Annotated in this window: 18 protein-coding genes and 1 tRNA gene; 11 read left to right on the forward strand and 8 right to left on the reverse strand. The window is 57.9% G+C overall.

Annotated features, from left to right (window positions below):
• Positions 1–5 precede the first annotated feature (5 nt).
• The 3 genes from ACR0DE_RS10590 to ACR0DE_RS10600 are packed head-to-tail and all read right to left on the reverse strand — an operon-like array spanning position 6 to position 2,486.
• Entirely contained in the window at positions 6–920 is a 915-nt protein-coding gene (locus ACR0DE_RS10590) for a pseudouridine-5'-phosphate glycosidase (protein WP_170406047.1), read from the reverse strand.
• Entirely contained in the window at positions 917–1,810 is an 894-nt protein-coding gene (locus ACR0DE_RS10595; protein WP_170636170.1) for a PfkB family carbohydrate kinase, read from the reverse strand. The genes ACR0DE_RS10590 and ACR0DE_RS10595 overlap by 4 nt, the downstream gene beginning before the upstream one ends.
• A gap of 55 nt (positions 1,811–1,865) precedes the next feature.
• Positions 1,866–2,486, reverse strand: a complete 621-nt coding sequence (locus tag ACR0DE_RS10600) for a thiamine phosphate synthase (RefSeq protein WP_480753081.1) — start codon at positions 2,484–2,486, stop codon at positions 1,866–1,868.
• 164 nt (positions 2,487–2,650) lie between these two features.
• Between ACR0DE_RS10600 and ACR0DE_RS10605 the strand changes: the two genes are divergently transcribed.
• Genes ACR0DE_RS10605 through ACR0DE_RS10615 form a run of 3 tightly spaced genes read left to right on the forward strand, consistent with a single transcriptional unit; the run spans position 2,651 to position 6,073 of the window.
• Positions 2,651–3,394, forward strand: coding sequence for an RNA methyltransferase (locus tag ACR0DE_RS10605; RefSeq protein ID WP_480753084.1), 744 nt, complete (start codon positions 2,651–2,653; stop codon positions 3,392–3,394).
• A 59-nt stretch (positions 3,395–3,453) separates the two neighbouring features.
• Positions 3,454–4,599: a heme A synthase gene (ctaA, locus tag ACR0DE_RS10610; RefSeq protein ID WP_480753086.1), complete on the forward strand. Its 1,146-nt coding sequence runs from the start codon at positions 3,454–3,456 to the stop codon at positions 4,597–4,599.
• A gap of 4 nt (positions 4,600–4,603) precedes the next feature.
• Positions 4,604–6,073, forward strand: coding sequence for a carboxypeptidase M32 (locus ACR0DE_RS10615; RefSeq protein WP_170662680.1), 1,470 nt, complete (start codon positions 4,604–4,606; stop codon positions 6,071–6,073).
• A gap of 23 nt (positions 6,074–6,096) precedes the next feature.
• Here the strand turns inward: ACR0DE_RS10615 and trhA are convergent, their stop codons facing one another.
• Both trhA and gyrA read right to left on the reverse strand, forming a co-directional pair.
• Positions 6,097–6,765, reverse strand: coding sequence for a PAQR family membrane homeostasis protein TrhA (gene trhA / locus ACR0DE_RS10620; RefSeq protein ID WP_170406032.1), 669 nt, complete (start codon positions 6,763–6,765; stop codon positions 6,097–6,099).
• Between the two features lie 126 nt (positions 6,766–6,891).
• Positions 6,892–9,615, reverse strand: coding sequence for a DNA gyrase subunit A (gene gyrA, locus ACR0DE_RS10625; RefSeq protein WP_480753088.1), 2,724 nt, complete (start codon positions 9,613–9,615; stop codon positions 6,892–6,894).
• Between the two features lie 194 nt (positions 9,616–9,809).
• On the opposite strand from gyrA, the gene ACR0DE_RS10630 reads away from it, so the two are divergent.
• Complete coding sequence (locus ACR0DE_RS10630; protein ID WP_039535770.1) at positions 9,810–10,079, forward strand: usg protein; 270 nt, start codon at positions 9,810–9,812, stop codon at positions 10,077–10,079.
• 3 nt (positions 10,080–10,082) lie between these two features.
• Here the strand turns inward: ACR0DE_RS10630 and ACR0DE_RS10635 are convergent, their stop codons facing one another.
• Entirely contained in the window at positions 10,083–11,036 is a 954-nt protein-coding gene (locus ACR0DE_RS10635; RefSeq protein WP_480753090.1) for a radical SAM protein, read from the reverse strand.
• A gap of 163 nt (positions 11,037–11,199) precedes the next feature.
• Here ACR0DE_RS10635 and zwf point away from each other — a divergent pair, with 163 nt between their 5' ends.
• The 4 genes from zwf to ACR0DE_RS10655 all read left to right on the forward strand — a co-directional run bounded on the left by zwf (position 11,200) and on the right by ACR0DE_RS10655 (position 16,664).
• The gene (gene zwf / locus ACR0DE_RS10640; protein ID WP_170732317.1) at positions 11,200–12,654 is read left to right on the forward strand and encodes a glucose-6-phosphate dehydrogenase; all 1,455 of its coding nucleotides are present in this window, start codon (positions 11,200–11,202) and stop codon (positions 12,652–12,654) included.
• Positions 12,651–13,322 carry a 6-phosphogluconolactonase gene (gene pgl, locus ACR0DE_RS10645; RefSeq protein ID WP_170396937.1) on the forward strand — a complete coding sequence of 224 codons (672 nt, stop codon included), beginning with the start codon at positions 12,651–12,653 and terminating at the stop codon, positions 13,320–13,322. The genes zwf and pgl overlap by 4 nt, the downstream gene beginning before the upstream one ends.
• A 5-nt stretch (positions 13,323–13,327) precedes the next feature.
• Positions 13,328–14,938, forward strand: coding sequence for a glucose-6-phosphate isomerase (gene pgi, locus ACR0DE_RS10650; protein ID WP_480736094.1), 1,611 nt, complete (start codon positions 13,328–13,330; stop codon positions 14,936–14,938).
• A 106-nt stretch (positions 14,939–15,044) separates the two neighbouring features.
• A complete protein-coding gene (locus ACR0DE_RS10655) occupies positions 15,045–16,664 on the forward strand; it encodes a long-chain-fatty-acid--CoA ligase (RefSeq protein WP_480753092.1) in 1,620 nt (539 codons plus the stop codon).
• Positions 16,665–16,682: 18 nt separating this feature from the next.
• Here ACR0DE_RS10655 and ACR0DE_RS10660 read toward each other — a convergent pair.
• Together ACR0DE_RS10660 and ACR0DE_RS10665 are read right to left on the reverse strand one after the other, a co-directional pair.
• A tRNA-Asn gene (locus tag ACR0DE_RS10660) sits at positions 16,683–16,757 on the reverse strand.
• Between the two features lie 347 nt (positions 16,758–17,104).
• Entirely contained in the window at positions 17,105–18,304 is a 1,200-nt protein-coding gene (locus ACR0DE_RS10665) for an ROK family transcriptional regulator (RefSeq protein WP_170393677.1), read from the reverse strand.
• Between the two features lie 186 nt (positions 18,305–18,490).
• Between ACR0DE_RS10665 and ACR0DE_RS10670 the strand changes: the two genes are divergently transcribed.
• From ACR0DE_RS10670 to ACR0DE_RS10680, 3 genes are all read left to right on the forward strand, one after another.
• Positions 18,491–19,510 (forward strand): substrate-binding domain-containing protein, encoded by a 1,020-nt coding sequence (locus ACR0DE_RS10670; RefSeq protein WP_480753094.1) that lies wholly within the window; start codon positions 18,491–18,493, stop codon positions 19,508–19,510.
• Between the two features lie 117 nt (positions 19,511–19,627).
• A complete protein-coding gene (locus tag ACR0DE_RS10675) occupies positions 19,628–20,698 on the forward strand; it encodes an ABC transporter permease (protein WP_170392953.1) in 1,071 nt (356 codons plus the stop codon).
• The gene (locus ACR0DE_RS10680; protein ID WP_170402609.1) at positions 20,698–21,480 is read left to right on the forward strand and encodes an ATP-binding cassette domain-containing protein; all 783 of its coding nucleotides are present in this window, start codon (positions 20,698–20,700) and stop codon (positions 21,478–21,480) included. The genes ACR0DE_RS10675 and ACR0DE_RS10680 overlap by 1 nt, the downstream gene beginning before the upstream one ends.
• Positions 21,481–21,548: the final 68 nt, after the last annotated feature.

Below are 21,548 nucleotides of genomic sequence, written 5' to 3' on the forward strand. Positions count from 1 at the left end.
TGGGGTCAGTGGGCTGATTCCGTTAGCGCACGCGCGATGACCGCTGCCAGTCGGGCGTTGTTGCGTACCAAAGCGATGTTGGCGGTAAGCGAACGGCCTTCGGTCTGTTCATAGATACGCTGTAGCAGATAAGGTGTGACGCCTTTACCTGTGATCCGGTGAGTTTCTGCATCGGCCTGTGCGGACGCGATGATCGGGGCCAGCTCCTCGGACGGGATCTGGTCGGCTTGCGGGATCGGGTTAGCGACCAACTGACCACCCGGCAGCCCCAACGCACGCCGTGCTGCGTGGGCTTTTGCTATGTCAGCGGCATCATCCATGCGCAGCGGGGCTGCCAAGGGTGATTTTGCGGACCAGAAGGCCGGGAACTCGTCCTGTCCGTGGGCGATGACGGGGACGCCGAGCGTTTCCAGAACTTCAAGTGTTTTGGCGAGGTCGAGGATGGCTTTGGCCCCGGCCGCGACCACAGTCACCGGGGTCTGCGCGAGCTCGTGCAGGTCAGCGGAGATGTCGAAGGAGGTTTCGGCCCCCTGATGCACCCCACCGATGCCTCCGGTGGCGAAGACCTCGATGCCTGCATAATGTGCGGCGATCATTGTTGCGGCGACGGTGGTGGCCCCGGTGCCGCCTGTGGCGAGGCAGGCGGCCATGTCAGCGCGTGACAGTTTGGCGACGCCTTGCGCCTGACCCAGTGCGCTCAGCTGGTCGGCTTCGAGGCCGACGTGCAAAACTCCGTCAATAACGGCAATCGTTGCTGGAACGGCGCCCGCATCGCGGATGTCTTGTTCAACCTGTGCCGCGACCTCGATGTTCTGGGGGTAGGGCATGCCATGGGTGATGATGGTGCTTTCCAATGCCACGATCGGTTGGCCCGCATCCTTGGCGGCGCGGACCTCTGCAGAATAATGAATGGTGATCACAGTGGGGTTTCTCCGGAAACATAGGTTGCAGCGGCGCGCAGCGCGCGGCTGAGTGCCGCGTCGCTGTCGGCACCATTCGCCTCGGCGGCGATATGGGCGGCCATGAAAGTGTCGCCCGCGCCGGTCACGCGGGTGACCAGAACGGACGGGGGTGTTTGGGTCAAGACAGCATCAGCATCCCCGACGGTGGCCGAGTTGCCGCCATCGGTCACAAGAACCCGCAACGCGCCACGGTCCAGCAGGCCTTTGGCGGCGCTCTCGGAATCGGTGAACTCGCGTTGGCAAAGCAGTCCGGCCTCTTCGAGATTCACATAGAGCGTTGCACGGGCGTGTTTGAGGAAGGGCAGCAGCCGTTCTGCCTTGCCGGGCGAGGCCGGGGCGACGCGCAGGTCGGCTTTGGCAAAGGCGGGGCTTTGGGCGATCTCTTCAAGCAAGGTCAGCGTGAGGTTACCGTCCAGCGCGATGGGCCCTTCGAATGGTGTATTTTCATAACCCAGCGGACCATGCATCAAGGGACGCAGGATTTTGGCTCCGGCAGCTTCAAGCGAATGCGCATCGGCAATGGCGGCGATCAGCCCGTTGGCTCCTTCAACCGCCATATATCTGTCGGTTGGCAGGTCTTGCGAGCGATAGATGTGATCGGTGACCATCCCCAAACGCGCGCAGGACCGGACCAATTCGTCGCCTTCAGCGTCGCGGCCAATTGCGGTCAGCAAAGTCGGGGTCATTCCGAACCGCACCAGCGTCATGGCGATGTTCATGGCGACGCCACCCGGCAGGCGAGTAATGCGGCCGGGTACATCCGAGCCCTGTCGCATGGCGCTGGCCGAGCGTCCGATCACGTCCCAAAGGACCGAACCGATGCACAAAATTTTGCTGTTCTTGTTCATGCCTTGTGTCATGCCGCAGCCCCGACGCGGGTGCAAGGGTTAACGCTCGCATCCCTTAGCGCATTGCGGCAATCAGAGAGTTCAGCGCCTCCAACGGGTTATCTTGCGACCAGATTTCTTCTCCGATGCCGAAGAAATCGGTGCAGGGGGTGAGGTCTCGGATCAGATCGGACGTCAGGCCGCCCTCGGCCACGACGGGAACCTCGATCATTTCGGACCACCATTGGAACAGGTCCTTTTCGGCCTGAGTACCATCGCCCAGCGTGGCGGAACCAACCGGGCCAAAGGCCACGTAATCCGCGCCACTTTCGCCAGCAGTCATCCCGTCATGACTGGAAGACCCGCAAAAACTGCCGACAATCGCATCCGTGCCCAGCTCCTTGCGGGCTGCCCTGACAGACCGCGCGCCGTCATCCAGATGCACCCCGTCCAGACCCAACCGCTGCGCCAGCAATACATGGTTGGAAATCACGATGGCCACATCGCGCGCATGCGCAACTTCGCGGCAAGCATCGGCGGCGCGTGCGATGGTATCTTCGTCGCTTCCAGCCAAGGCGAGGCGGATACATGCAATTTCAGCCCCGTCCAATACGTGACCCAATTGATCAGGGAATGTACTCAGCGCGATGGTCGGAGGCGTGATCAGGTAAATCTGCGGCTGCTCGGGGATGTCCATGGCGCGTCCTTCGGGTTTGTCATCTTTCGCGCGGTTTAGCGGATTGCGCGGGGGAAGCAAACTTTTATGCCGGCAACGTACCCTTTTGCGAACAGAAGACGCCGGGCCGACTTGCCCTCGACCCATGCGGCCATTAGAGCAAGCGGAGTTTTTCGGAGTTAGCCATGCCTAGCGATACACTACAGCCGTCTTTTGTTCTGGTGCGCCCTCAGATGGGTGAGAACATCGGTGCTGCCGCGCGGGCGATGTGGAACTTTGGGCTGGATCGGATGCGGATCGTGGCACCGCGCGACGGCTGGCCCAACCCCAAGGCGGTGGCGATGTCCAGCGGGGCCGGGCGGCTTTTGGATGAGGCGCAGTTATTTGACGATCTGGCGGGCGCGCTGGAGGACACCACCTTTGTCTTTGCCACTACAGCGCGGCAACGTGGGTTGACCAAGCCTGTCTATAGCCCGGAGCGCGCAATGCAGCTTGCATCGCAGAAAGTGGCGGCGGGCGAAAAGGTCGCTGTTCTGTTTGGCCCGGAACGGGCAGGGCTTGAGAATGAGGATATCGCCAAGGCCAATGCGATTATCTCGGTGCCAGTGAATCCGGAATATGCGTCGTTGAACCTTGGGCAGTGCGTTCTGCTGACCGCCTACGAATGGATGCGCCAGACCGGGGATGTCGTGCATGAGGCAACTGATCTGGGCAAGGGCGATTGGGCGACCGGGATCGAGGTTGAAAAGTTGGTTGAGCATTATGAGGACCGTCTGGAACAGGCCGGGTTCTTTTATCCGCCGGAAAAAGCCGAAGGAATGAAGGTGAACCTGCGCAATCTGTGGTCGCGGATGCGGTTGACACGGGCCGATGTACAGATGCTTCACGGGATCATGCGGCAGATGGTCCGCTGGAAAGACAAAAGCTGAGGCTGGACCTATCTTCCGCCAAACCATAGCTTGCGACGAAATCAGGACATGAGGACAGCATGAGCGGTAAGCGCAGCATCTTCGAAGAGGTCTCGGACAGCGAAAAACAACAGTCCGTCCAACCCGGTATGATCGACCGGGGGCGTGGCGGTGCGCGAGCCGCGATCCGGGTTTGGCTGATGATCCTGTTCGCGCTGGTCGTGATCATGATTGCCGTGGGCGGGCTCACGCGGCTGACCGACAGTGGTCTATCGATCACCGAATGGCGACCTATTACGGGTGCGATCCCGCCGATGAACGCTGCCGACTGGCAAGCCGAATTCGATAAATACAAGCAGATTGACCAGTGGCGCATTCAGAACCAATGGATGGAGCTGGATGATTTCAAAACCATCTATTGGTGGGAATGGGGCCATCGCCAGTTGGGCCGCGTGATAGGATTGGTTTGGGCCGTTGGATTTATCGGTTTCCTTGTGACCCGCAAGATTCCGACAGGATGGGCTGGTAAGCTGCTGATCCCCGGCCTGCTTGGCGGTGTTCAGGGTGCTGTAGGCTGGTGGATGGTCGCCTCGGGCGTCACACAGGGTGAAGGCATGACCGCCGTTGCCAGCTATCGTCTGGCAACGCATCTTGGCTTGGCCTTCGTGATCCTCGGCTTTCTTGCCTGGTACATCTTTGAACTTGGCCGTGACGAACGCGACCTGATGCAGGCCCGCCGCGCGAAAGAGGCTAAGCTTTTCTCGATATCGACCGGACTGCTGCACTTCACCTTCCTGCAAATCCTCATCGGTGCGCTGGTGGCTGGGATCGACGCAGGGAGGTCCTACACTGACTGGCCCCTGATTGGCGGTCAGTTGCTGCCGCCCGATGCGGCCATGCTGGAACCGATGTGGCGTAACTTCTTTGAAAGTCCCGGTCTGGTGCAGTTTATCCACCGTTGCGTCGGCTATCTGCTCTTTATTTTCGCCATCATAGTCTGGCGGCGCGGTGGCAGCAGCGCGCACCCACAGACCCGCTTTGCCTTCAACGCCATGTTCGCGGCTTTGTCACTGCAAGTGGTCGTGGGCATCATCACAGTCGTCTATGCGGCACCTTGGCAGATCGCCATTTTCCACCAGTTCATGGCCGTGGTCGTCTGGACACTGATCCTGCGCGCCCGCTTCCTGACAGCTTACCCTATCGCAACATCTGTGCGCGGAGCATGATCCCATGACAGCATACAATGACCTGATGGCCTTTCAGCGCGAAACCTCGGCCCTGGGCCAGATTGCCGGTAGGCTCGGCTGGGACCAGGAAACGGTGATGCCGCGCGGTGCCGCGCCGCAACGGGCCGAGGAAATGGCAGCGATCGAGGCTGTATTGCATGCTCGCCGCTCTGACCCTCGCGTTGCCGAATGGTTGGAGCAGGCCGCACCGCAAGATGAGGTCGGCAAGGCACAACTGCGTGAGATACGCCGCGCCTATGACCGCGCGGTGAAGGTGCCCGCCGATCTGGCGACGGCGATTGCACGCGTGACATCCGCCGCGCAGGGCACATGGGCCCAGGCGCGAGCGGACGAAGATGTCTCAGCCTTCCTGCCGGTGCTGGAAGAAGTTGTCTCACTGAAACGGCAAGAAGGTGAAGCGCTGGCACAGGGTGGCGACGTTTATGATGCGATGGTTGAGGATTACGAGCCCTACACAACCGGCGCTCAGATCGCCGCGATCTTTGACGAAATGCGCCCACGTCTGGTGGCTCTTCGCGCCGCCGTTCTGGATCGCCCGGAACCTGTCGCGCTGACCGGCAACTTTGACGAACTGACCCAGATGCGCCTGACGCAGAAACTGGCAACGACATTCGGCTATGACCTGAACAATGGCCGCGTCGACAAGGCTGTGCATCCGTTCAGCTCGGGCAGCGGGCTGGACGTTCGGATCACCACTCGCACCAGCGAGACCGATCCGTTCAACTGCTTTTACTCGACCATTCACGAGGTTGGCCACGCCGCCTATGAGCAGGGCATCGACCGCGATTACCTGCTGACCCCGCTGGGACGTGGTGTGTCGATGGGTGTGCATGAAAGCCAAAGCCGGATTTACGAAAACCAGCTGGGCCGCTCGCGCGCCTTTACCGGATGGCTGTTTGACCAGATGAAAGAGGCGTTCGGTGATTTTGGCATCGCCGATGCGGATGCGTTCTATGCCACCGTCAACCGCGTCCACAACGGCTATATCCGGACCGAGGCGGATGAGGTGCAGTACAATCTGCACATCATGCTACGGTTTGATTTGGAACGCGCACTGATGGCCGGTGACTTGCAGGTCGGCGACCTTGAAGCCGCCTGGAACAACCGCTTCAAAGCAGATTTTGGTTATGCGGTCGACAAGCCCTCGAATGGATGCTTGCAGGACGTACACTGGTCGGTTGGCCTGTTTGGCTATTTCCCGACCTATTCGCTGGGTAATGTCTATGCGGGATGCCTGTATCAAACACTGCGCGCGGCAATTCCCGGACTTGAGGGGCAGTTGGCAGCTGGCGATACTTCCGGGGCGACCGGTTGGCTTCGAGAGCATGTGCAGCAGCATGGAGGACTGTACGCGCCCCGCGAAATCATTCAGCGCGCCAGTGGGGTGGAACCAGGGCCGGAGCCGCTGTTGGCTTATCTAGAGCAGAAGTTCGGGGCGTTGTACGGGCTTTGAGGCGTGTTCTTGGCGCTCCGGCGTTACACTGGTCCTGACGGTACCATTTCGATACGCAAGGCAACAGCGGCGAAGAAAAGGCCGCTTCCTGCCAATACAAACACGTGCCAGATTGTGTTGTGGTAGGGCAGCCAGTCCAGAAGGTAGAATACCACGCCTGCGGTATAGATGAGGCCTCCAGCGATCATCAAAGTAAGGGTAAGGGGTGAAAGTTCGGCCAACATGGATTGTCCGGCCCAAACCGCGGCCCATCCCATCAGAAGATACAGCGCCAGCCCGAACCAGCGGAAGCGGTTCGGGTCGATCATCTTCAGAACAGAGCCCAGCGTCGCAGAAGACCACAGCCCCAGCAAAAGCCCCGGAGGTTGCGAAGCCGAGAGCAGCAGGAACGGCGTATAAGTTCCTGCGATCTTCACGTAGATACCCGAGTGATCAAGGCGGCGCAGAAACTCTGCCCACTCATCATGCTCGATCATGTTGTAGAGCGCCGAGAACGTCAGCATCAAAACCAGAGTTATTCCATAGATCGAGGCGCCCAAAACCGCCGCCGGGTCTGACCGATAGAAGACTGTCATGATGATCAGCATAGGCGCTGCGATCACCGCCGAAGAAACACCCAGCACGTGAACAACACCGTCACTTATTCGCTCAGCACGGCTATAGGCAGGTCGGATATGGGCGAATGACCACATATCGAAATGCTAGGCGTGCCGGGTCTGCTGGGGCAAGCCCACCCTCGTGCCGTTGGCAGGAACGTGACCCTGAGAAACAAAAACGCCCGCAATACGGGCGTTATGTTACACTTCTGTAGTGCTTTGTTATTCCTCGGCTTCTTCGTCACCCTGGTCGGCGATCCAAGCCACACTAACGACTTCTTCGCCTTTGCCGGTGTTGAATACCCGCACACCACCCGCGCTGCGGGAGCGGAACGAGATGCCCTCGACCGGCACCCGGATCGATTGGCCTTTCGAGGTAGCCAGCATGATCTGATCGTCGATTTCTACGGGGAAGGAGGCAACCAGTTCGCCACCGCGCATGGCTTTGTCCATCGCCGCCACACCCATGCCACCGCGACCGCGGACAGGGTAGTCGTGACTGGAGCTCAGCTTGCCCGCGCCGCCCGACGTGATGGTCAAGATCAGGTTCTCGGCTGCCGACATCTCGGCATAGCGTTCCTGCGTGATACTGCCAGGCGCGGCTTCGTCCTCGTCCGTTTCGCCGTCATCCGCAATGCCCGCGACTGCGCGGCGCATCTTGAGGTAGGCGGCGCGTTCGTCCGGGTCGGCCTCGAAATGGCGAATTACGGACATCGAGACGACACGGTCGCCATTGCTCAGCCTGATGCCGCGCACACCGGTAGATTCGCGTGAGTTGAAGACACGTAAATCAGTGGTCCGGAAGCGGATCGCACGGCCCGAATTGGTGACCAGCATCACGTCTTCATCTTCTGAACAGATGCGAGCGTTTACCAGTTCCACATCCTCGGGCAGTTTCATCGCGATCTTGCCATTGCGGCGGACGTTCGTGAAATCTGACAGACGATTGCGGCGGACGTCACCTGCACTGGTGGCGAAGACGATTTGCAGGTTCTCCCACTCTTCATCCGGCACATCCACGGGCATGATCGCCGCGATCGAGACACCGGTCGGGATCGGCAGGATGTTGACGATCGCCTTGCCCTTACCGGTCCGGCTGGATTGCGGCAGACGCCAGGTCTTGAGCTTGTAGACCATGCCTTCGGTGGTGAAGAACAGCAGTTGCGTATGCGTGTTCGCCACGAAGAGATTGGTGACAACATCCTCTTCCTTGGTCTGCATACCCGACAGGCCTTTGCCGCCACGCTTTTGCGCCCGGAAATCGGCCAGAGGGGTGCGTTTGATGTAGCCGCCTGAGGTGACAGTCACGACCATATCTTCGCGTTCGATCAGGTCTTCGTCTTCCATATCACCGGACCAGTCAACGATCTCGGTGCGGCGGTCGACGGCGAACTGCTCGCGCACGCTGCGTAGCTCATCGGCGATGATGCCCATGATGCGCTCACGCGAAGACAGAATATCCAAGTATTCCTTGATCTTGTCGGCCAGTTCTTCCAGTTCGTCCGTGACTTCCTTGACACCCAGTTGGGTCAGACGCTGCAGCCGCAGTTCGAGAATGGCGCGGGCCTGTACCTCGGTCAGGTTATAGGTGCCGTCGTCATTCATCTTGGACAGCGGATCGTCGATCAGGCGTAGATAGCCTTCGATCTCGGATGCAGGCCAGCGGCGGGTCATCAGTTTCTCGCGCGCCTCTGCGGCGTCTGCCGACGAGCGGATCGTGGCGACCACTTCGTCCACGTTCGACACGGCCACGGCCAGACCACACAGGATATGGCTGCGTTCACGCGCTTTGCGCAGGTCGTAGGCTGTGCGTCGGGCAACGACATCCTCGCGGAAGTCGATGAACGAGGTCAGGAACCGGCGCAGGGTCAACTGCTCGGGGCGGCCACCGTTCAGCGCCAGCATGTTGCAGCCAAAGGATGTCTGCATCGGTGAGAAGCGATAGAGCTGGTTCAGAACAACTTCAGGCGTTGCATCGCGTTTCAGTTCGACCACCACGCGCACGCCATTCCGGTCGGATTCGTCCTGTACATGCGCCACGCCTTCGATGCGTTTCTCGCGCACCGCTTCGGCGATCTTCTCGATCATCGAAGCCTTGTTCACCTGATAGGGGATCTCATCCACGACGATGGCATAGCGGTCCTTGCGCAGTTCTTCGACGCGGGTCTTGGCCCTGATGATGACGCTGCCACGGCCCTCCAGATAGGCTTTGCGCGCACCGGACCGGCCCAGCATGACGCCACCGGTCGGGAAATCGGGGCCGGGGACGTATTCGATCAGTTGCTCGGACGTCAAATCCGGATCGTCGATCAGCGCAAGCGTGGCGTCGACCACTTCACCCAGATTATGCGGCGGGATGTTCGTGGCCATACCCACGGCGATACCGCCAGCACCATTGACCAGCATGTTTGGGAAACGGGCGGGCAGGACGGTCGGTTCCTTGTCCTTGCCGTCGTAGTTGTCCTGAAAATCAACCGTCTCTTTTTCGATATCTGCCAGCAGCGCGGCGGCAGGCTTGTCCATCCGCACTTCGGTGTAACGCATCGCCGCCGGGTTATCGCCGTCCATTGAGCCAAAGTTGCCCTGACCGTCCAACAGCGGCAGCGACATCGAGAAATCCTGCGCCATCCGCACCAGCGCGTCATAGATCGCACTATCACCATGCGGGTGGTACTTACCCATCACGTCGCCAACCGGACGGGCCGACTTGCGATAGGACTTGTCATGAGTGTTCCCGGTCTCATGCATCGCGTAGAGAATACGCCGATGCACCGGTTTCAGCCCATCGCGCAGATCGGGGATCGCACGGCTGACAATGACCGACATCGCATAGTCCAGATAGGACGTGCGCATTTCGGATTCGATGGATACCGTCGGGCCGTCATAAACGGGGCGCTCGGGCGGGGTTTCGTCCATGTTTTCAGGGATTTCTGGCGTATCGCTCACGTAGGCTGCCCGTGTCTTGTTCTTGATCTATATCTTGTGGATACACTTTATCAGACCCGGCATATAAGGTGCAAGCAAGCAACCGTTCCCCGGCCAAATTAGGTCGGTAACACCTGAGTAACATATTGTTATCTAAGTATTAGGACAGTTCCGTGTTACTCTGAGTAGACCTTGTAACAAGATTGGAGGTCTGCATGGCGCAAAGTGAAACTGAACTCATGCTTAAGGGGTACGGGCTGACCACTGCGGAATTTTTCTACCACATGCCCGACTATATTCACGTACTGAACACGTTTATTTGGCAGGATTACGACCTTGCTCCGGACCATCCGAAGCTGTTCGAATTCGTAGAATTCTGGCAGAAAGAGATTGAAGGTCCGCTGCACTCGGTCAGGTTCACGCACCGTAAAATGATCGCGCCTGGGGAATGGCGCAACATGGTGGGTGAGTTTCGGGTGAACTAGCCCTCAGGCCGAACAACTCGCGCCGCCCAATACACAGAATTTGGCGCAGTGCGGGTGGTTCAGATGCACGTCGGCCTCGGCCTCTTCAAGGGTTTCGCCCAATTCAAACTCCGGTGAATAAGGCAGCAGCGTACAGGCCAGCACTACCGGGCGCTCGGCGCCTTTGCGTTTGACGACCATACGCGAGCTGGCGCACATCACCGCATCGGGAGATTTGTCCAGGATGCCCCAGCAAGCGGTTGTAATTTCAGGAACTTCAACTGTTTCGTCCATCTCGGGAAACAAAACTGTTTGGCCCGGATTTTGCGCATCAATGTCAAAGCCGTGCTTGGCAAAGAATGCTGCATACCCCGCGCGGCTTTTAGCGTCGCTATCCCCCCAGACTGTGCGCCCGGCAATGGCCATCCTAAAGCCGTTATCCCGCAACCACTCCATCCCCGTCAGAGTTTTGGCAAAACTGCCTTTGCCGCGTTCTTCGTCATGCAGATCGGGGCGGTAGTGGTCGACGGAGACACGCAGCGTCAGTTTTTCTGCGTAGTCGCGCTGTAATTCCAGCAAACCCTCGCGCATTTTGCGGCGCATCATCGGCCGCATTGCATTGGTCAGGATCAAAACTTCGTACCCGCGCTCTAGCGCAACGCGCGTCATCTCGATCATCTCGGGGTTCATGAAGGGCTCACCACCTGTAAAGCCTATCTCGCGGATCGGCCATTGGCGCTGTTCGATCTGATCCAGATAGTCGCGGACTTCGTCGGCGGTGATGTAAACCAGAGCATCGTTGGTTGGGCTGCTGGCGATATAGCAGTTTACGCACTCGATGTTGCACAGCGTTCCGGTGTTGAACCAAAGGGTTTCGGGATGAGTCAGCGCGACGGACGCGCGCGTTTGCCCGTCTGCTGTCACTAAACTGTTCTGAAACTTCCCGATATTCGCAGCCAGTAGGGCGTTGTCTTTCATTCCGGCATCCGGTTCTGTGCTTGTGTCAAACCGGCTTAACCGTTTGTGCCGGTTTAGTTAAGAGCATCTACCCCTCGCTGACAGAGTTTTGATGTGGGAAGAAAGTTGCTGATTGGTTGCGCTAACATTGGACATGCCCCAAGCGGCAAGGTAAGGAAAAGCCATGGTTTCTCGTGTCATACCTGTTGACCCATTTGATCTGGTCATATTCGGCGGAACCGGCGATCTGGCACAGCGCAAGATCGTTCCGGCCCTGTTTCGGCGTTACTGCGCCGGGCAGTGGCCCGAGGCCACCCGGATCATCGGCGCAGCGCGGGGCGCTCTGACCGTTGATGGCTTTCGCGAGATGGTGGCCGAATCGTTGCGGCAGCACGCACCGAAGCGGGCAAATGATCAGGAGGCTGTGAACGGTTTTCTGCAGCGCGTGGAGTATGTCCCGCTTGACGCATTGTCCGAAGATGGTTGGGCCCAGTTGGCCGAAATGCTGAATGCGGATCGTATCAGGGCCTTCTATTTCTCGGTAGGCCCCCGATTGTTTGGCCCGCTGGCCGAACAGATCAGGGCGCACAATCTGGCCACCCCGCAAACCCGTATCGTCGTCGAAAAGCCTTTTGGGCACGATCTGGAAAGTGCTCGCGCGTTGAATGCGACACTGGCGGCGCATTTTGACGAAGGGCAAATCTATCGGATCGATCATTATCTGGGTAAGGAAACCGTTCAGAATCTTATGGCCGTTCGGTTCGGCAACATGCTGTTCGAACCGCTTTGGAACAGCCAGTATGTCGATCACATTCAGATCACTGTGGCCGAGACCGTCGGCATTGACGGTCGTGAAGAGTATTACGAGCGCGCTGGCGCCATGCGCGACATGATGCAGAACCATCTGATGCAGCTTTTGTGTCTGATCGCGATGGAACCACCCGCAAAATTTGATCCGGACGCGGTGCGCGATGAGAAACTCAAGGTCATACGTGCGTTGGATTCGGTTGAGCCGCATCATATCGTACGAGGTCAGTTTGCAGGCGGTGCCGATGGCCGGGGGTATCGTGAAGTTGTCGGCAATCAAAGGTCGACGACGGAAAGCTACATCGCATTGCGCGCGCATATCAGCAATTGGCGTTGGGCGGGCACACCGTTCTATCTGCGCACGGGCAAAGAGCTGGTGGCGCGGTCCTCGGTCATCAATGTGATGTTCAAGGATGCTCCGCATTCGATTTTTGGCGAAGAGGCCGGGCGTCATGCGAATGCTCTGTCGATCCGGTTGCAGCCCAATGAAGGCATCACTTTGAAAGTGACAATCAAAGAGCCGGGGCAGGGAGGCATGCGTCTGGTTGACGTTCCGCTGGACATGAGCTTTGCCGAAGCGCTTGGGCCTGAAAACCAGGACCCACCTGACGCTTATGAGCGGCTGGTGATGGATGTCATTCGCGGCAACCAAACGCTGTTCATGCGCGGTGATGAGGTAGAAGCCGCATGGGCCTGGACCGATCCGATTATCGCGGGCTGGGAGGCGCGCGGTGATGTTCCCAAACCCTATGAAAACGGCAGCACCGGCCCGGGCGACGCCGAGCTGCTGATGAAACGAGACCACCGCCGCTGGCAAGGAATAAATCCATGAATATCAAAGAATACGCCGATCGCGACATGCTGGCGATTGATGTCGCGAATGCATTGGCCGGAGATCTTGAGGCCGCATTGCTACATCATGATACTGTCTCGTTGGCCGTTCCGGGCGGAACCACACCGGGGCCGATCTTTGATGGATTGTGCGCTGCGGATCTGGAATGGGATCGTGTGCACATACTGCCGACCGATGAAAGATGCGTGCCGGGTGATCACGAGCGTTCGAACGAGAGGTTGATCCGGGAACGGTTGCTGACCAGTCGCGCATCCATTGCACAATACATGCCGCTCTATGTTGCGGAACATGAGCCTGAGGCGGTTTTGCCCGAGATCGAAAGCCTGATTAACCCGCATCTGCCGCTATCGGTTCTTGTGCTAGGTATGGGTGAGGACATGCATACCGCCTCGCTCTTTCCGGGGATGCAGGGCTTGTCTGCTGCTCTGAACAACAACGCCCCGACACTGGCGGTAGCGCGGACCGACGTGCAGCCCGAAGCGCGTATCACGCTGACGGGTCCGGTTCTGGACGGCGCTTTGTCCAAGCATCTCGTCATATTCGGAGAAACTAAACGGAATGCCCTGGATCGTGCCATGTCACTACCACCCGAGGAAGCTCCGATCGCGGCCGTGCTCAGCGGCATGACCGTACATTGGGCGGAGTAATCACGATGCAGCTGGATCAATTGAACTCACTCGCAGCCACACAGACGGGCCGTCGGATACTCGATCTGTTTGACGCCGATCCAAACCGGGCGCAGGGTTTCTCTGCTTCGACCGGAGATCTGCTGTTTGACTATTCGAAGACACAAATCGACGAAGATATCCGCGCGGCACTGATCCAGCTTTGCGATCAAGTCGAATTGGCAGAGCGTCGGGCCGCGATGTTCTCCGGTGAAAAGATCAACGAAACCGAAGGCCGGGCTGTATTGCATACCGCGCTACGCAATCTCGACGGAGGCCCGGTCGAGGTCGATGGTCAGGATGTAATGCCGGACGTACTGGGCACTTTGCAGCGAATGCGCGTCTTTGCAGAAGAAGTGCGTGGCGGGGCGATCAAAGGGGCAGGGGGCGGCTTTACGGATGTGGTCAATATTGGCATCGGCGGCTCGGACCTTGGGCCGGTGATGGCGACGCATGCCTTGGCACCTTATCACGACGGGCCAAAGCTGCATTATGTCTCAAACGTGGATGGTGCGCATATTGCGGATACGCTGCGCCCGCTTGATCCGACACGGACTCTGGTGATTGTCGCTTCGAAGACCTTTACGACCATCGAGACGATGACCAATGCACGCACGGCGCGGGCTTGGATGGTCGATGGTGGTGGTGATCCGGCGCGGCAATTCGCAGCGGTCTCCAGCGCTGTTGACAAGACTCAGGCCTTCGGGATTCCCGAGTCGCGGGTGTTTGGCTTCGCGGATTGGGTCGGCGGGCGGTACTCGGTCTGGGGGCCGGTCGGACTGCCGGTAATGATCGCCGTTGGCTCGAACGCGTTTGACGCGTTTCTACGGGGTGGTCAGGCGATGGATCTGCACTTTCAATCCGCCGAATGGGCAGAAAATCTGCCAGTTATGCTGGCGCTTGTGGGGGTCTGGCATCGTCAGGTGCTTGGGCATGCCAGCCGCGCAGTTCTGCCATATGATCAGCGTCTGCTGCGCCTGCCTGCCTATTTCCAACAGCTTGAGATGGAATCGAACGGTAAATCTGTCGCGATGGATGGCAGCGCGCTGACCATGCCTTCAGGTCCGGTTGTCTGGGGCGAACCCGGCACAAATGGGCAGCATGCATTTTATCAGTTGATCCATCAGGGCACCGATGTGATCCCCTGCGAATTCATGGTGGCGGCAAACGGGCATGAGCCGGAACTGGCCCATCATCATCGCCTTCTATTGGCCAATTGCTTGGCCCAGTCCGAAGCGCTAATGCGGGGTCGGTCGCTGGATGTTGCACGCGCACGCATGGCCGAAAAGGGCCTTACAGGCGACGAGTTGGAGCGTCAGGCACGCCATCGTGTGTTTTCGGGCGACCGCCCGTCAACCACGCTGATCTATCCGCAGCTTACTCCGTTTGTGCTGGGTCAAATCATTGCGCTTTATGAACACCGTGTGTTTGTCGAAGGCGTGCTGCTTGGAATCAACTCGTTCGATCAGTGGGGTGTTGAGCTGGGCAAGGAACTGGCAACGTCTCTGGGACCGATCGTGGACGGTGAGGTCAGCGCCGATGGCAAAGATGGCTCGACCTCGGCGCTGGTTGGATACGCATTGCGACATCGCGGTTGACGCGGCACCCTGCCGCACTCTCTTATTGTCAGACAATTGAATTCTTGGCAGGGTTGTTGCCAAGACATAACGGCGCGGCCAAGCGCTGACGATGGGAGGAATGTCCATGCTGGGACAGATGATGACGCAGCCTTTGCTGATTTCGTCGCTGATTGAACATGCTGAACGTTATCACGGGCAGACCGAGATCATCTCGGTCGAAACCGACGGAACCGTGACCGAGACCAACTGGTCCGGGATCGCGCAGAACGCCCGACGGATGGCTTCGGCGTTAGAGAAACTGGGGCTGCAACCGCAGGATCGCGTGGGCACGCTGGCCTGGAATAACCGCCGCCACCTTGAGATCTACTATGCAGTGTCCGGCGCGGGCTTTGTCTGCCACACGATCAACCCGCGTCTGTTTCCCGAACAACTAACTTATATCATCAACCACGCGCAGGACCGGGTCCTGTTCTTCGATGCGACTTTCCTGCCATTAGTCGCCGCGCTGCAAGAGCATCTGACCGAGGTGCAGTACTATGTGCTGATGGGTGCGCGGGACGAGGATGCGCTGTCTCAGGTGCCGGGGTTGGTTTTTTATGACGAGCTCATTGAAACCGGTGATACAGACTACGCGTGGCCCAGCTTTGATGAAAACACTGCCTCCAGCCTCTGTTATACTTCGGGTACCACTGGGAACCCCAAAGGCGTTCTCTATTCCCACCGCTCTACAGTTCTGCACAGCTTCGCGTCGAACACGCGCGACGTAATCGGCTATTCCGCCATGGATGTGGTGATGCCGGTGGTGCCAATGTTCCACGTCAACGCTTGGGGCTCGCCCTATGCCAGCGCTATGTCTGGTTCGCGAATGGTGATGCCGGGGCCGGGATTGCATGGCGAGGCATTGGTCAATCTGATCGACACATATGGCGTCACGCTGGCGATGGGCGTACCGACCATTTGGCAAGGTCTGCTGGCCCATGCCGCGACATGCGGGACCAAGTTGAAAAGCCTCAATCGTACTGTAATCGGTGGTGCGGCATGCCCGCCCTCAATGATTGAAACGTTCCGCGAAACTTATGGCGTCGATACCGTCCACGCCTGGGGCATGAGCGAAATGAGCCCGCTGGGCACGACGAACTATCCGATGGCCAAACATCTGGGCATGCCCAGGGAGGCACAGCACAAGCTGCGCGAAAACCAAGGCCGCCCGCCCTTTGGGGTTGAACTAAAAATCGTCGATGATGATGGCAGAGATCTTCCCCATGACGGTGAAACGCAGGGCGATCTGATGGTGCGCGGCCATTGGGTGCTGGACAGCTACTTCCACATGCAGGATGAGGCCTTGTTGCAGGATGGCTGGTTCACGACTGGCGACGTTGCCACACTGGACCCGGATGGGTACATGACCATCCGCGACCGATCGAAGGACATCATCAAATCGGGGGGTGAATGGATCAGCTCTGTCGAGTTGGAGAATATCGCGGTCGCACACCCTCAACTAGCGACGGCTGCCGTTGTGGGCGTGCCGCATCCGAAATGGGACGAACGCCCGCTCTTGGTAGCAGTGAAGGCCGAGGGCGAAGAACCGACCGAGCAGGATTTGTTGGCATTCTTCGACGGCAAAATCGCAAAATGGCAGGTACCCGACAAGGTCGTGTTCGTCGACGCCTTGCCCCTTAACGCGACCGGAAAGGTCCTGAAGCGCACGTTGCGCTCGGATTTCAGTGATGCGCTGATGGGATAAGTGCCAGTCTGGGAAGAATGGCTCCGGCGGTAGGGATCGAACCTACGACCAATTGATTAACAGTCAACTGCTCTACCGCTGAGCTACGCCGGAACTGAGGGGCGTGTATCAACAGGTAAAGTGGAGGTCCAGATGCAAAAACGTTTTTTTGTGGGTGAAGTGCACGGCCTCTCATCTAATTCGGAGGCGACTCAGTGTGGACCTTCCCTAATAGCGTAGCCAACGGCCTATTTGAGCCCGCTTCGACCAATGCTGCGCGATGCTCCAACGACATCAATGCGCAGAAAGCCGACGTCGGCCGCTTTCGAGGCGGCCTAAAGCAGTGCACAGTTACCCAATTGGATGGCTACCTGCAGCTGCGTCAGAGCGGCCGTTCTAAGGCCTCCAAATTGAGTAGGAGCGGTTCTTACTTGATTAAGACTGCCGCCTATGAGTTTCGACTACATCCCAGAAAGCCCAGCATTAGTGTTCAATAGAAACTGGCGGAAAATCGGGCTGCTTGCCGCCCCAATCCCGCGGGCGTTTTCTCCGACAGCCGCAGCTTCTACAACCGGAGGAATCAAACCGCGTTTATCTTGGTTGACTAGGTAACGACGAACCCGTGAGACCAGCTCCTCACGTATTTCAGATGGGAATGCGCCGTCGATAAAAATTGCCTCAAAGTCGATGACCGCGCAAATAGACAGCGCAGCTTTGGCCAGTTCCTGCGCGGTGGTACCGATCCATGGTTCGACATAGCGAGAAATGCCGCTCCAGTCCTGCGGCTTTTTCCACAAAATTCCCGGATCAACACCCGCTTCTATCAACCTGTCCTCGAGCAGGAACAGCGATGCAGTGTCAATCAGTTGCTGGCTTTCACCCAAAGGACCCGTCGTCCGCATGGCACCCAAGGCACCGGCATTGCCTTGGTTGCCCTCAAATACGGTGCCATTCAATGCAACGCCTCCGCCAATCATTGAGCCTATGAAGAAATAAAAATAGTCTCGATACTCAGCCCCGCGGCCATAGAGGTGCTCCGCGTGACACGCGGCAGTAGCATCATTGACCACAAAGACCGGCAGTTCGCTGAACTTGGCCACCTCGGAAAAGAAGTTCACGTTTCTCCAGGACCTGAATTTCTGAGCCGCAAGCCCAGAAAGGTCGTGCCACTTCCACAGCTCGAACGGTGTTCCGATTCCAATCCCGCATACACGGTCCCGAAGTTTCTGGGGTTCATTGGCCAGAAGCTCTTCCAATCCTACCTCCAGAAACCCGAACACTGCTTCGGGTAGCGGGTAGTCATAAGTCGTCGAGAGCTGTTGGCGTGGCTTACCGGTGAAGTCGATCAAAAGAAGATCGGCGCTGCGGCGACCGATCTTCATTCCCACCGACAGAATGCCTTCGGGATTGAGCTCCATGGGGATCGAAGGTTTCCCAACTTTGCCCTTCAACGGCGTCCCACGTTTGAGAATCTCGTCCTTTTCGAGCTTACGCAGAATGATCGACACGGTCTGGGGTGACAGGCCCGTCAGCCGCGCGACGTCCGCCCCGGCAGCAGGTCCATGCCGTTGTAAAACCGTCAGAATGAGGCGTTCGTTATGATCACGAACACCGCTTTGGCTTACCCCGCCGGTTAGTATTTTCAACGCCTCTCTTTCCATAACCTTAAACATAAACACCTTGTTTTCTTATGAAAAGATACGTGGGCAAATTAATAAATAAACTTTATTTATTTATTGACACAGAGGCTAGAATCACGGTTTCTTGAACGGGACCTTCATTGGAGGATGGAGGCCCGCCTTGTCGCTATTCCGCGCGGGGCCACAACAATTTTCTGGGAGGACAACATGAGAAATCTACTCAAGCTCGCCGCATCCGCGACTGCGCTGACTTTGGCCGCTGCATCCGCGCAAGCGGCTGGTGAAACCGTCTGCCTGATTACCAAGACCGACACCAACCCCTTTTTCGTTAAGATGAAGGAAGGCGCAACCGCCAAGGCAGAAGAGCTGGGCATGACGCTCAAGGCGTTTGCCGGCAAGGTTGATGGCGACCATGAAACTCAGGTTCAGGCCATTGAAACCTGCATTCTCGATGGCGCAAAAGGCATTCTGCTGACAGCATCCGACACCAGCTCAATCGTTCCTGCGGTCAAACAGGCGCGGGATGCGGGGGTTTTGGTCATTGCGCTGGATACTCCGCTTAGCCCGATTGACTCAGCGGACGCGACATTCGCGACGGACAACTACAAGGCCGGCCTTCTGATCGGTCAGTGGGCCAAGGCCAAAATGGGCGACGCCGCAGTCGATGCCAAGATCGCGACGCTGGATCTGAACGTCAGTCAGCCGACAGTAGACGTTCTGCGCAATCAGGGTTTCCTCGACGGGTTCGGCGTGGACCTGGCGGACCCGAATGTCATCGGTGACGAAACCGATGCGCGTCTGGTTGGCAGTGACGTGACCGACGGCAATGAAGAAGGCGGGCGCCGCGCGATGGAAAACCTTTTGGCCAAGGATTCATCCATCAACGTTGTTCACACGATCAACGAACCGGCTGCTGCGGGCGCATATGAGGCGCTGAAATCCATCGGGCGTGAAAACGACGTACTGATCGTTTCGGTCGACGGGGGGTGCCCCGGCGTCCAAAACGTCGAAGCCGGTGTGATCGGGGCGACAAGCCAACAGTACCCGCTGTTGATGGCTTCGCTTGGTGTTGAGGCCGTGAAGAAATGGGCCGAAGAGGGCGTGAAGCCCGAAAACACACCCGGCAAGGACTTCTACGACACGGGTGTGGCACTCATCACTGACCAGCCGGTTGATGGGGTCGAGTCGCTGTCTGTCGCAGAAGGCCTGGATCTCTGCTGGGGCTAAAGGCAGCCCTACAAGGTGAGGCGCGCCGTAGCGCCTCATCAATCCTTTAACCAGCAAACCTAAACTTCCTGTAAACTGATTTCGTGGACGCGATGCCAGCCACGAAAAGGGGGAGAGATGTCTGAAGCAAACCAAAACGCCCAGGAATTCGAAACCGCCGCCAACGCGTCAGAAACCGTAGCGGAATTTGAAGATCACCGTCGTGGTGTTCTGGGGAAGTTGCAGCATCTTCTCCATGTCAACCCTTCCTTTGTGCCGTTGATCGTTCTGGTCGGCGCCATCGTAATTTTCGGTCTGCTGCTGGGGTCCAAGTTCTTCTCCCCCTTTGCGATGACGCTGATCTTGCAGCAAGTTCAGATCGTGGGCATCGTGGCCGCAGCGCAAAGCCTTGTCATTCTGACCGCCGGCATCGACTTGAGCGTCGGTGCGATCATGGTGTTTTCATCCGTCATCATGGGTCAGTTCACCTTCCGCTACGGTATCCCGGTGCCCATTGCTGTGATGTGCGGGCTGGCAATGGGAACGCTGATCGGGGCTCTCAATGGCTGGCTGGTCAGTCGCGTAAAGCTGCCGCCCTTTATTGTCACGCTCGGCATGTGGCAGATCGTTCTGGCGACAAACTTCCTGTATTCCGCAAACGAAACAATTCGCAGTCAGGATATCGAGGCCAACGCCCCGTTCCTGCAATTCTTTGGTACCAAATTCAGCATCGGTGGCGCGACCTTTACGGTCGGCGTGATATTCATGCTCGTTCTGATTTTCGTGTTGGCTTACGCGCTCAAACACACGGCCTGGGGCCGGCATGTCTATGCAGTGGGGGATGACCCTGAGGCGGCTGAACTATCCGGTGTGAACGTGCACAGAACGCTGATGTCCGTTTATATGTTATCCGGTTTGATCTGTGCCTTTGCGGGCTGGGCTTTGATCGGACGCATCGGGTCGGTTTCACCTACATCCGGTCAATTGGCCAATATCGAAAGCATCACCGCGGTTGTGATCGGGGGCATCTCTTTGTTCGGCGGGCGGGGATCCATCCTGGGATCGCTGTTTGGCGCGCTGATTGTTGGCGTGTTCACTTTGGGGCTTAGGCTTCTGGGCGCAGACGCACAATGGACCTTCTTACTTATCGGACTTCTCATTATCGCTGCGGTTGCCGTCGACCAGTGGATTAGAAAGGTATCGGGCTAATGTCAGACTCAACTCCAGTCGTCCAAGGCCGCGGGATCGTAAAACGCTATGGCCACGTTACCGCCATCGACCATTCCGACTTTGAACTGCGCCAGGGGGAAATCCTGGCAGTGATCGGAGATAACGGCGCGGGCAAATCATCCATCGTGAAGGCGATCTGCGGCGCCACAATCCCGGATGAAGGCGAGATTCTGATCGAAGGCAAAAAGGTTAACTTCACCTCTCCGATCGATGCGCGGAATATGGGGATTGAGATTGTCTATCAGCAGCTCGCCATGTCTCCTGCCCTTTCGATTGCGGACAACATGTTCATGGGGCGCGAAATCCGCAAGCAGGGGTTCATGGGCAAATACATGCGTAAGCTTGACCGTCCAGCGATGGAGAAGTTTGCCCGTGAAAAACTGACCGAGCTTGGGCTGATGACTGTACAGTCGATCAATCAGGCGGTTGAGACTCTTTCTGGTGGCCAACGCCAAGGTGTTGCCGTTGCTCGTGCCGCTGCCTTTGCAACCAAGTTTATCATCATGGATGAACCGACCGCTGCTTTGGGGGTTAAGGAAAGCCGCAAGGTGCTTGAGCTGATCCAGGACGTGCGGGCGCGTGGCATTCCGATCATCCTGATCAGCCACAACATGCCTCATGTTTTTGAGGTTGCCGACCGCATTCATGTGCATCGGTTGGGCAAAAGGCTCTGCACAATTGATCCCAAGGATTACACGATGTCCGATGCAGTCGCCTTCATGACCGGTGCCAAGGAACCCCCAAAAGAGGACGCAGCGTGATCGAGCAGGACGTACAGCGCGTTTGCGACCTGATCTCCTCCCGGCGGCAAGTTGGAGTCCGGACGATT

It is taken from the genome of Ruegeria sp. C10 (assembly GCF_056537805.1).